9 protein-coding genes are annotated in these 10,535 nt (G+C 39.7%); 7 read left to right on the forward strand and 2 right to left on the reverse strand.

Annotated elements, in window-relative coordinates:
• Positions 1–443 precede the first annotated feature (443 nt).
• From KKC46_04135 to KKC46_04150, 4 genes are all read left to right on the forward strand, one after another.
• The gene (locus KKC46_04135) at positions 444–1,676 is read left to right on the forward strand and encodes a hypothetical protein (protein ID MBU1053003.1); all 1,233 of its coding nucleotides are present in this window, start codon (positions 444–446) and stop codon (positions 1,674–1,676) included.
• 1 nt (position 1,677) lies between these two features.
• Positions 1,678–2,430 (forward strand): ABC transporter ATP-binding protein, encoded by a 753-nt coding sequence (locus KKC46_04140; GenBank protein MBU1053004.1) that lies wholly within the window; start codon positions 1,678–1,680, stop codon positions 2,428–2,430.
• A 2-nt stretch (positions 2,431–2,432) separates the two neighbouring features.
• On the forward strand, positions 2,433–3,422 hold the full coding sequence (locus KKC46_04145; GenBank protein MBU1053005.1) for an ABC transporter permease: 990 nt from the start codon (positions 2,433–2,435) through the stop codon (positions 3,420–3,422).
• A 132-nt stretch (positions 3,423–3,554) separates the two neighbouring features.
• Positions 3,555–4,406 carry an NAD(+)/NADH kinase gene (locus tag KKC46_04150; GenBank protein MBU1053006.1) on the forward strand — a complete coding sequence of 284 codons (852 nt, stop codon included), beginning with the start codon at positions 3,555–3,557 and terminating at the stop codon, positions 4,404–4,406.
• Between the two features lie 53 nt (positions 4,407–4,459).
• On the opposite strand, the gene KKC46_04155 is transcribed toward KKC46_04150, so the two are convergent.
• Together KKC46_04155 and KKC46_04160 are read right to left on the reverse strand one after the other, a co-directional pair.
• Positions 4,460–5,611, reverse strand: a complete 1,152-nt coding sequence (locus tag KKC46_04155) for a class II aldolase/adducin family protein (GenBank protein MBU1053007.1) — start codon at positions 5,609–5,611, stop codon at positions 4,460–4,462.
• Between the two features lie 3 nt (positions 5,612–5,614).
• Positions 5,615–7,354 (reverse strand): aldehyde ferredoxin oxidoreductase family protein, encoded by a 1,740-nt coding sequence (locus KKC46_04160; protein MBU1053008.1) that lies wholly within the window; start codon positions 7,352–7,354, stop codon positions 5,615–5,617.
• 293 nt (positions 7,355–7,647) lie between these two features.
• Here KKC46_04160 and KKC46_04165 point away from each other — a divergent pair, with 293 nt between their 5' ends.
• The 3 genes from KKC46_04165 to KKC46_04175 are packed head-to-tail and all read left to right on the forward strand — an operon-like array spanning position 7,648 to position 10,155.
• Positions 7,648–8,031, forward strand: coding sequence for an adenylyl-sulfate kinase (locus tag KKC46_04165; GenBank protein MBU1053009.1), 384 nt, complete (start codon positions 7,648–7,650; stop codon positions 8,029–8,031).
• Entirely contained in the window at positions 7,952–8,974 is a 1,023-nt protein-coding gene (locus tag KKC46_04170; GenBank protein MBU1053010.1) for a hypothetical protein, read from the forward strand. Before KKC46_04165 ends, KKC46_04170 begins: the two co-directional genes overlap by 80 nt.
• A 14-nt stretch (positions 8,975–8,988) precedes the next feature.
• Entirely contained in the window at positions 8,989–10,155 is a 1,167-nt protein-coding gene (locus KKC46_04175; protein MBU1053011.1) for a sulfotransferase, read from the forward strand.
• Positions 10,156–10,535: the final 380 nt, after the last annotated feature.

A 10,535-nucleotide genomic window follows, 5' to 3' on the forward strand; every position in this document is an offset into this window, starting at 1 on the left:
AAACTTTCAGGCTCAATAATTTAAGTGGGTTATGTGGCATGCAAACTTGACCAATTACTGGCAAAGTTTATAACTGGCTGAATTTAATCAATTGTTTTTTTTAAATATAATTTGATTTATTCTTCTTCGCGAATGTCGGGATAAGCGCTAACCTTTAGCTCTATCCTCAAGATACTTAATGTATTCATGCTAAATTTATAGGATATGCCAACAAATATTTTGAATGTGAAAATAACAAAATAATTATCTTGTTATTTCTTATAGTTAGGAAGGAATTTATCAGATAAAATAAATAGGGCTTGACGAAAACAAATGAAATAATTTATCCTAACTATCTGTCAAAACATGAAAATCAAACATTTTATTTGTCTGAACGAATCCAATGTTTTCATAAATAAGGTATGGTTTTAAGAATAAGCAAATTAAAGGGAGGAATAATTATTATGGTTTTTAAGAGGGCATTTCTTATCGGCATTTTTTTAATGGTTTCCACCTTGATAACTTTTCATATACCGGATGTGGCGTTTGGCAAAGAAGATAAAAGCTCAAAACAAAGGCCGGCCAGGCTGGTTTCTATGGCAGTAGAATATCCCAGCATACAGGTAACAAGAGGCGAAAGAATCGGTCAAAAAATCAATATGAATGTTTTCTTTCGCAATTATGGAAAATCCGATGAAAATCTGGATGTTCAATTAATAAATAAATATAAAAAATGGAAAGTCTCTTTAACAACTTTTAGTTTTTATATTACAGGTGTTCACATCCCTTCAGGTAATGAGAAGTCTGTTATTTTTGAAGCCGAAGCAGACAGGGATATTAAACCTGGTAAATATGAATTTCCCATAAAAGCGCAAACCCAGGACGGTAAATTTAAACTTTCTGAAATAATTGAAATCGAAGTGTTAACGGAAAAATCTGAAATAGATAAATCCAGAGGCATAAAACTGACTTCATCATATCCGGAAGTTAAGGGCACACCGGATTCAACTTTTAAGTTTGCCATAGACATCGACAGTACTATTGTAGATGATACGATCCTTGATCTGTCCGCAGAGGGGCCGGAAGGCTGGAATATTAATTTTAAGCCGTCTTATGAAGATAATTATATATCTAGTCTTCGGATAAAAGTTAATGAAAGAAGAACATTAAATGTGGAAGTACGGCCTTCTCCAAACGCCAAGGCAGGCAGATACCCGATTAATGTTATAATCAAAACTCCAAATTCAAGACTTGAGACCCCCCTTACAGTAATCTTAACTGGTACATACAGCCTGGATGTAAGAACGGCAGGAGGTTTATTGTCTCTTGATGCAAAACAGGGAAAACCGTCTAACATTTCTTTTTATATCAAAAATACTGGATCTGCGGAAAACAGGGATATCAAATTTATGACTTTTAAACCGGAAAACTGGAAGGTGGAATTCAAACCGGAAAAAATAGATATGATAGAACCGGGTGACATGAAACAAGTCGAAATGACTATTACTCCGTATGAAGATGCCCTGGTTGGCGATTATTCGGTAAGTGTTGATGTTGTGGGAGAAAAAGTCAAAAAAAATCTGGAGTTTCGCACAACCGTAAAAGTTTCGACTGCATGGGGTTGGATCGGAATAGGGATTATAGTATTGGTTATAGCCGGGCTTTTTGGTTTGTTCCGCCGTTTTGGGAGACGTTGATATGGAGACAAGGCCTATCATAGTGACCCGTGACTTAACAAAAATATATAATGGGCGTAAAGCAGTTGATAATCTTACGCTTTCAATCAATGATGGCGAGATTTTTGGTTTTCTGGGGCCAAACGGCGCCGGAAAAACAACTACGCTTCTTATGTTGATAGGGTTAACGGAGCCTACAAGCGGATTTGCCGAAGTTATGGGGCTAAACCCTGTAAGGGATGCGGTTAAAATAAAATCAAAAATTGCATATCTTCAGGAAAATATGGGGTTTTATTCGGATTTAAATGCAAGGCAAATGCTTGGGTTTATAGCTGAATTAAACGGCCTTTACGGAAGTGATGCCGATGCCCTGATAGATAGTTCATTAGAAACTGTCGGACTTAGCGCCGAGGCATCAAAAAAGATTTCAGCTTATTCCAGAGGTATGCGGCAACGTTTAGGTATTGCGGAACTGTTATTAAAGGATGCCAAAATTGCCTTTTTGGATGAGCCAACAATAGGGCTTGATCCGGATGGTGCAAATCGCCTGATAGAACTGATTCAAACTCTGTGCAGCGAAAGGCATATGACTGTTTTACTATCCAGCCATATGCTGGATCAGGTACAAAAAATGTGCCACCGGGTCGGAATAATGATCAAGGGAAAGATGGTTGCTCAGGGGCCGATGGAACAGTTGGCAAAAGAAAAACTGGGCGTGGACAATCAAGCTTATTCACTGGAAGAAATTTATATGAGATATTTTAAGGAGGCATAAGAGTGCAAGGCCTTAAAGCTATAATAAAAAAAGAATTATCGGATCATATAAGCAGTTATCGTTTCACCATCATATTTGCTTTGATTGCAATGGTAAGTCTTATTACTGTTTATATGACAGGTATTAATATCAGAAAGGAGCTTGAAGGTGTTACAAAACCGCAATTTGTTTTTCTGATGCTTTTTACATCTTCAGGAGGGTTTTTTTCTGTAGTACAGTTTACCGCTTTTTTTGGCCCTTTGATGGGGCTGCTTTTGGGATTTGATACAATTAACCGGGAAAGAAATGAAGGCACTTTGAGTAAAATTCTTTCACAACCTGTTTACAGGGATACAGTTATAAATTCCAAATTTCTTGCCGGGGTATCAGTTATTTCCATTATGATGGTTTCAATTGTGCTTGTTATAATAGGGCTTGGGCTGTTTAGCCTGGGAATAGTGCCCGGTATCGAAGAGATTTGGAGAATTTTAATTTATCTTTTAATCAGTATTATATATATTTCTTTCTGGTTGGGGATTTCCATTTTATTTTCCATTTTATTTCGCAGTACAGCAACTTCGGCATTGGCGGCATTGGCTATGTGGATATTCTTTTCTTTTTTTGTGAGCATAGGAGTAAGCGTTATTGTTGATGCTATAATGCCGGAAAAAACGGTTGCAGCCCATGAAGCTGATTACTCGCGTCCAAATGGGATAAATAGGGCTGATTTTGAGCGTTCAAATAAGATAAAACAATTTTCTCTGATATCGCCGATGTATCTTTATACTGACGCCACTGCCACAATTATAGATCCCACACGAAAAACCACTCAGGCATTTATTGAGTTGCGTCCTATGGAAAGGATCTCTATTTCGCGGTTTTCCGGCCCATTGCCGTTAATACAAAGCTTGTTGATCGTTGTGCCATATATTGTAACACTTTTAGCGCTTACAATTATAACTTTTGCCGTTTCGTATACAATCTTTATGAGGCAGGAAATACGGTCGCTTTGATGACCAAATTCCAGTCCTCAGTTTTAAAACGATATGTCTTGCTGTAGTTAATGTTTTTGATGTATACGAGCAGGTATTTGGATAGAATTTACAGGGAGTAGTTAAGCTTTGAGTAAACATTTTGCAAAAAATATAAAGATAGGCCTGGTTGTAAAAAAAGATCTCAAAGCTGAAGAAAAAGCCGATGAGCTTGAAAAATGGCTGATCGAAAAAAAGATAAAAGTTGTCAGAAAAGAATATCTTCCTCCAAGTCCCGTTTATTCCGATAAGACAAAGGAAAAAGCTCCTTCAGGCCTTTTTTTTGTGTTGGTGCTTGGAGGTGATGGTACTTTTCTTACCGCTGTACGCTGGATAGGAGATCAGGATATTCCTGTTCTTGGGGTGAAATTCGGGGATGTCGGATTTCTTGCCGAAACATCAGAGGCCCACCTCTATGATGCTGTTGAAGCTATTCTTACTAACAGGTTTTCCACCAGTTCCAGAATGCGTCTTCTTGTAAAAGTATTTCGAAACGATAAGGAAATTGCCAGTGAAACGGTTTTAAATGATATTGTAATCAACAAGGGAGCCCTTGCAAGACTTGCGCATATTCAGACATATATAAACGACCATTATCTTACTACATACAGGGCTGATGGGCTTATTGTCGCAACTACTACAGGATCGACGGCTTATTCCCTTGCAGCAGGCGGGCCGGTTGTGCATCCTTCAGTTCCGGCGATAATAATGACACCCATTTGTCCTTTTACACTAACTAACCGTCCGCTGATTATTCCCGATACATCAATTATTAAAATCAATTTGGAAAAACCGCTTTCCAATATTATGCTTACATTTGACGGCCAGCAGGGTATAAAGATAAGCAAAAAAGATGTTCTGGTAGTACAAAAAGGCAAAAAACCTATCAGAATGATAACAGTTCCGGGCCTGGATTATTTTGATGTTTTGAAAACGAAGTTGAGATGGAGTGGCGGCAGAGTTTAATATCAAATAGTATTGAAGCTCCGCCTTACTATCTTTTTGAATGCAACTTGATATTATATTCTGTTGAAGTATTCTTTGTAGCAGTTGTTTTCTATTTTAAGCAAATTCATAAATGGTTCATTAAAGTCCTTAACACCGCTTGTGAAAATACCATGGCCGTAAACAATTACTCCCGGCTTATCTATTAATGCTTCAGGAACCGTATTGCAAAGCCCGCATGTGCCTGAACCCACTTCACCTGAGACAACCGGAATCGTGTTTATTTGTCTTTCATATGGGCATTTGATATGGCACAAATCTTTATTGGAGCAATTTAATATATCGCAATCCATAGAAAGAATTACAGCAAACTTGGGATGCCCATGCAAAATTGCCCTGTGTCCGGTTTTTTTGATTATTTCAAGATGAGCGGGAAATTCGCTCGAAGCGGTTATGCCGGAACATGTTGAGCCGTCTAAGGGGCATAAATCTATACATCCGTTAAGCTCATCAAGAGAACTTCCCGTCTGGCTTATAAACAAAGTGTCATTATAGCAATAAGAAATATTGCCGAAAAAAGAATCAACAAGCTTAAGATCAACCATAAGTTTCCCTGCTTCGACCAAAGCATCAAGTACTTGTGCGTCCGAATTAAACGGAGCCTGCTTCAAACCGGGAGCGGAAATTTCCGGTGGGCTGACAAATTTTATTATATTTTCGAAAATCCTTTTAAAGTTTTTATCGGCTTTGTTTGATTTTACCGCATAAAGAAAATCCGAGAAAAACTTAACAAAACATGAAAAGCAAACAGACGAATATGTTATAAATGCCTGCTCAATGCTTACTGTGCCTGTAGTAATAATGCCGTAATCAGGGATAATAACGCATTTTCTGTTTTTAAGCTTTGATATTATTTCATCGATATTGAATGTAAAAGATACGGGAAGATCATGAAAAAAAGTTTTGGTTTCGCAATCAGTTGGCTGTATTGTCCCATCTGAGTTTTTTGCAAGACAATTTATGATGGAAAAATAGGGTTCTTTGGGCTTTGAAAATATGAGCGAGTTAATATTTAAACTATAAAATATTTTCTCAAGAATCCCGGTTGCCTTATCTTTTTTATTCCATTTGATATCTGCATCCAGCATTCCGAGAAGAGCGGTGTTTTTTTCTACAAGCCCGCTTTTTTCAAGTTTTTTTTCATATTTTGATAGTACTTGTTTCATATTTTAAAGCCCAAGTTCTTTTGCCGTTTCGGCAATGGGTAATCCTTTCTTATCAAGACCCCGGGCCTTGTAATAATTTGTTCTTGCTTTTAAAAAACTTTTACGGTCAATCGGGCTTATATTGATATCAGATCCTTTATAGCCATAAGAATTAAAAAAACGGGAAGGCAGATCATCGTCTTTTGCCGAAAAACCGTTTGCAGCATTTGTCATTCGCTCATTGTAGCAAATACGTTCTCCTGCCTTTATTAATTCATTGGCTGTTAAGTTTATTCCTGTTACCGCATGAAAAACACCGGCGTATTCTTCCATGGAAGCTGAAAAAAATACGAATCTGCATACTGCAAGTGAATCGATTACGGCATTTATATCTTCACTGTTTTTTATTATCCTTGCCTTTCCTTCAAAGCTGAACCTGTCTATTGCTACGGGTTTTCTTAAAATTTCATAGCTTATCGGGTATGCGCTCAAATGGCATCCTCCCCTTGTAGAAACAGCATAGGCCAAAGCCATTCCATAAGCTCCGCGCGGGTCATAGGAAGAAAGCTCCTGGTTTTTTACTGCCATTGCGGTATCAGGACAACCCCTCATCTTTGCATATCTTGCAGCGCCCAGACCAAGAAATTCGCCTTCTCCTTTTTTGCCGGCTATATCGGAAAGAAGTTTTAATATTTCGGAAGGGCTTAGTTTTTTCTCGTTAATTTCCGAAAAGCAAGCAAGAGTTGATGCTGCTGAAATTGTATCCATTCCGCTTTCACAGCAGAATTTGTTTGCAGAAATCACTGTTTCAATATCGGTATTACCGATTAATGCAGAAAAATGGGAAAGAGTTTCAAACTCCGGTATGCCTGTACCGTTTGGCATAATTTTTTTGCACATTATATTGCATTCCGCACAGCCCTTGTCTTTTGGGGAGTATAATTGTTTTAATAAAGGCGCATTAAGCAAATGCGCGTCTTTAAAATAAGTATGCCTGAAATTATCGGCAGGCAACATACGCCTGTCATTTATAAGATCAAAAAGAGCTGCCGTTCCGAATTTTGAAATCCCGAAATTACCTGAAAGCACTGGAGAAGCAGAAACCAATCTTAAAATATCTTCTTTTGATTTTTCAAGTTCTTTACTATCGGATATCTTTGTTTTCTTTGTACCTTTAACAGTAATGTATTTCAGATTTTTTGCCGCAAAACAAAGCCCAAGCCCGTTTCTGCATCCGGCAATATTGCCGTCAAAAATTATATTTGAAAATAAAACACCGTTTTCTGCGGCAGGTCCGATTACAGCGCTTGAGCCTTTATCTTGCAATAAAGATGTAGTTTTGTCAGTATTTATTCCGGCAAGGTGAGAAGCCGAAGTTATATTTATTTTACTGTTATGGATTTCTAAGCCACAAAGCGTATCGGATTTGCCGGTAATTAAGATTCCGTCAAATCCTGCTTTTTTAAGCTGGGATCCGAAATCTCCTCCAACGGATGCATCGCCGACAGTTCCTGTAAGCGGAGATCGGGACATAACATTTATAAATCCTGAAAAGGGAGATGTAGTATTTGCAAGAGGGCCGGTAAAAAGAAGAACAGGCATATCAGGATTATTCCAGTTAAGAGTGATGTGCTCTTTAAGAAAATATCCGGCAAGACCTCTTCCGCCGATAAACTTTGTCAGAATATCAGGATCGGGAGTAATGGTTTTAAATCTTTTTGTCCCAAGATCTATTTTAAGTATTTTGCCGCACCATCCGATCATATGCTTTATACCTTATCCGAAAGAAGTATATCCAATAATATGATAATAAACACATTATGCATAATCCTTCAAGAGCATTCATTAATAATTATTTGATTTATCATAGGTATTATTTTATAAGAAACGGCAGTTAACAGGTAGATTTGTTTAAAACCTTTAAAATTTTATATCTTATAAAATACTTAAGAAGCAGGATGTGCTAAACCATGAATTTGAATTTATATTGCAACAAGCAGCTAATGTGTAGAATGTAAGTAAAAAATATTTGGTGATTATGAATGCATCAATATTGAATTGAAAATACAGTTTGTTACGACTCATACTCATTAATTACCCGTATAGATCTGGAAAAGTCAAATGGTCATCAAAGCGTTGTGACTTGGTTTACGGGGCTTTCGGGATCAGGAAAATCAACAATCGCTCATGAGGTTGAAAAAAGGTTATTCAGCTTAGGGTGCCGCACTTTTGTGTTTGATGGAGATAATGAAAGGCACGGATTGTGTGGGGACCTTGGTTTTACTCCAAAAACAGAAAGGAAAATACCCGACATATTGGCTCGTGGGAACACCTTGCTTGCAAGGTCTGGAGAGAAATCTTATGGACAATTTTACCGGTGGTCTCCGTCAAGAATTCGATTATGCGCTGACGACGGCATCGCACATACCCAACCTGGTTGAGACATTTAATAATTGGTTTTATGACGGTCCGAAAGATATTGGAATGAACCTTCATCTCCATGGTATTACGGCGGGCAGGGCTTGTGAACGAGCCAGCTTGTTTCTACCCGATGGACGAATTTTGATAACACAATCCGAAGGTACATTCACGAATGGCAACGCGCCAGGCGGAACAAATCTCCGCTTGCATTGCGAAAAACCTTTTAGATCCTGGAGATATCGCTGGACCGGCAAGGCACTGGTTACAACCGAAGAACAGCAGGCGCGCGGCCTTGTTTGCGAAGGGCCCACAACCCATGTCGATGTCGACATCCGGGCAACAACACAAGGTGAGCCATGGATTATCCCTTTGAGCACAGGGCCTGGTAATCAATCTGCGGCAGTGGAGACACAGAGCGACTTTCTCGGAAAATACGAACAATTGGTCAAAGCAGTCGGTCAGATTAAGGTTGCGACCGAGTCGTGGAACTTTGAGGGTGTGGGGTTGCGGGCACATGTACGGGGGCTACGCGACATGACCGGCATGAAAAGCCATGCCTGGGTCTGCGGGTTTTTTCCGGGTGGCAGAGGATTCGGTCTGAAAGTTCTCAATAAGGAGTGCAATATCCCTTATTTTAGTGAAGCATATATTTTTGAGAATCAACAGGTCCATCGAGCAAAAGTACTTCAGGTGCCGGTGCTTGATCGTGTTCCGAAATTACCGCCATATACGGTTATATTGAAAAGCGCTCTTGGAACAGCACACATTAAGGGCAAAAATGTTAAGACAACATGGATTCCTGTTGGAACCTGGAACGAAGGCAAGCCTGGCGGAAAGACTAAGAGCATTTCATTAGACTTTCATGGACTTGTTGTTGATTGCGAAGTCTTGATGAGCCAGTCATGTTCTGTCTTTGAATGGGACAATGAGGTCGGCTACGGCATGTGTGAACTATCCGGGTAGAGGAGACGAAATCCATGGAACTTAGCGTTACTACACTTATGCATGAAGCAGAACATCGCTCCGGTCTTTCAGATTGGGGGTCTGACCTAACATTTCGTATAGGCCTAACGGTTCTTGTCGAGGCCCTGTGCGAGACCGATCCTTTGCCTAAATTGGTTGAACGCTTTACAGAGCATATGATTGATCTATTGATTACCAGACTCAGGCTTGTGGATGATGCGCGCCTGCATCCTGAAATACTTGCAATCAAAATCAAACGCCCGATTATTCTTATCGGATTATCCCGAACCGGTACAACGATTCTGCATAATCTTATGGCTCTCGACCCGGCTGCCCGCGCACCTCTTGTATGGGAAACCGCAAGGCCATGGCCTGCGCCTGAGGCTGCTACATTTGACACGGATCCCAGAATTGCTCAAATGCAAGCACAACTCGAAGGCATGTTTGCGGCCTTGCCGGAATTAAAAAAAATACATCCCTTTGGTGCCACTATGCCGGCGGATTGTCTCTATTTAATGGCTCTGCATTTTGCCAGCGCACGATTATTCTCATTTTATGGTGTACCTCGTTTCGTAAACTGGCTGGCCGATACACCGATTGATGGTCTCTATCGCACGCATAAGCGAGTGTTGCAGCAATTGCAGTGGAAAGGTCCACGTGGCCGGTGGACACTGAAAGAGCCGATGCATCAGCTTAATCTCGATCAGCTGGCCGCAACGTATCCTGACGCGTGTTTCGTTCAAACACATCGTGATCCGGTACGGACAATTCCCTCTGGTTCGAATTTTATCTGGACTATATTTAATATGAATGATCCGCGAGCAAAGCGGAAGGAGATTGGCAAACTGGCAGCGCATTTGTTCGGATCATGTCTTGAGCGTAGTACGGCAGCACGTGCGCGCGATCCAAAACTCGATGCACGAGTGCTTGACATTGCTTATCGTGACACGGTGCTCGACCCGGTTGGCCAGGTTCGCCGCATTCATCAGCATTTTGATTTACCCTTCAGTGCCGAACATATACGCCGTATAGAACAATATATTGCCGAGAATCCAAAATCAAAACATGGCAGCCACCATTACAATACAGAGGATTTCGGTTTTGATTCTGTTGCAATCATGCAACAATTTCCACAATATCGTAAGCGCTTTGGTCATCTTCTCAGCGATCCGGAAAAGTAGTAAAAAAGAAGTAACTCAAAAAAGTTAAATAACTAATATCAATATATCAATTCCCATATACTGCCCCGAGGTTATTATGAAGCATTCTTCTTATGAAAAATTTTGAGAAACCGTGATAAGAAAAAAATATCTTAACCAACATTTAAAAAAAATATGCATATTATGGCTTGAATAAAAGAATCTGAATAACTAAAGGGCGCACCACCACACATATTAAGAATTTTATCTCATTATGATAAAAAGGAGCTCGTAGATTGCTTCGCAAATTAACCAAAGGGATAAACTGAAGCGTGGAAGGGAGAGATATGATACACCAAGAGAAAGCGATGTGTTCTGAAAAGAAGACCGGTTTTCCATTGGTGTTTAATACCCGCAAAGGA

Source organism: Pseudomonadota bacterium, assembly GCA_018817425.1.
In the GTDB taxonomy this organism is placed as follows: Bacteria; Desulfobacterota; Desulfobacteria; order Desulfobacterales; family RPRI01; genus RPRI01.

Excerpts from the sequence above, each read along its gene's own strand:
- KKC46_04135 (MBU1053003.1), top strand. The coding sequence starts at position 444 with ATGGTTTTTAAGAGGGCATTTCTTATCGGCATTTTTTTAATGGTTTCC.
- KKC46_04140 (MBU1053004.1), top strand. The coding sequence starts at position 1,678 with ATGGAGACAAGGCCTATCATAGTGACCCGTGACTTAACAAAAATATAT.
- KKC46_04155 (MBU1053007.1), bottom strand. The coding sequence starts at position 5,611 with ATGAAACAAGTACTATCAAAATATGAAAAAAAACTTGAAAAAAGCGGG.
- KKC46_04160 (MBU1053008.1), bottom strand. The coding sequence starts at position 7,354 with ATGATCGGATGGTGCGGCAAAATACTTAAAATAGATCTTGGGACAAAA.
- KKC46_04170 (MBU1053010.1), top strand. The coding sequence starts at position 7,952 with ATGGACAATTTTACCGGTGGTCTCCGTCAAGAATTCGATTATGCGCTG.
- KKC46_04175 (MBU1053011.1), top strand. The coding sequence starts at position 8,989 with ATGGAACTTAGCGTTACTACACTTATGCATGAAGCAGAACATCGCTCC.